Raw genomic sequence first — 918 nt, 5'->3', positions numbered from 1 at the left:
GGGCGGCGACCTGCCGGTAGGAGTGCCGGTCGGCCGAGTCGAGTCCGGTGAGGTCGAGGGCGGTTCCGTCGAAGGCGGCGAGGGTGGCGGCATACACGTCCCGTTCATCGACGCGGGCGAGAGCCGCGAGACGGGTGATCGTCTCCGGTGACGGCGCGAGGGTGAGGTACCGGGTACCAGCGCGTCCACGACCTGTCGCAGTGAGGAGCTGGGCGGTGGTGAGGCCGTTGGCGTCGGCGAGGTGCTCGAGCCAGGACTCGATCGACTCCCCAGGGCGCGGCGCAACGGGCACCGGAAGGGCTGCGGTCATGGCGCGTCTGGGGGTGGTGTGCGCGACCCCCAGGCCCTGTCGTCCGGCAGGAGATCCTGGGGGTCACTTCCCGGTCCCTCGCGAGGGTAGGCGTCATGGGTCAGGCTACCCGAGCGCTGGCCGGTGAATTTGGCCGATGGCGTGCGAGCGGGGGCGTGGAGCCACCTCTCGAGAGCGCTGGCAGCGTCATCGATGGTGGCGGGGTTGCTGTCCCGGATTGCTTGGGTGGCGGCGTCGCCGATGTCGAGCGCCCAGACGAAGTCGTCAGACTCCAGCTTGCCCACGGGGTCAGCGCAGCCCGCCTGACGAACGGCGGCGCGAGCTGCAGCGTTGACGCCCTCGAAGAGTGGGTCCCAGATCGAACGCAGCGTCGCCGGGCAGCCGTGAGCGTCCACGAGGCGGGCCAGCAACGCGGCCGCGTCTGCGGGTTCCTGGACGACGGTGGCGCCCAGGACCTGACGTTCGGGAAGACCCATCACCAGCAAGACGAGAGCGTGGTCGCCGTCGGCGAGCCAGACATGGTTGGGGTAGAGCTGCCAGGCGCTCATGCCGACCTCCGTTCTCGCGGCGCACGGGCACGAGCAACGTCGGGCCGGCCGTTGCGGTAG

At 70.8% G+C, this 918-nt stretch carries 2 protein-coding genes; both read right to left on the bottom strand.

Features of this window, described 5'->3' with window-relative positions; all coding sequences use genetic code 11:
• The coding region (locus BN13_RS18135) for a TniQ family protein (RefSeq protein ID WP_201329118.1) at positions 1-310 on the bottom strand (310 nt) is incomplete at its 3' end.
• Complete coding sequence (locus BN13_RS19870; protein ID WP_048548094.1) at positions 307-858, bottom strand: hypothetical protein; 552 nt, start codon at positions 856-858, stop codon at positions 307-309. The genes BN13_RS19870 and BN13_RS18135, both read right to left, overlap by 4 nt.
• Between the last annotated feature and the right edge of the window lie 60 nt (positions 859-918).

The sequence above is a fragment of the Nostocoides jenkinsii Ben 74 genome (assembly GCF_001046875.1).
GTDB classification, from domain to species: Bacteria; Actinomycetota; Actinomycetes; order Actinomycetales; family Dermatophilaceae; genus Nostocoides_A; species Nostocoides_A jenkinsii.
The sequence above is the reverse complement of the archived record's forward strand: the minus strand, read 5'-3'. Positions and strand labels throughout refer to the sequence as shown.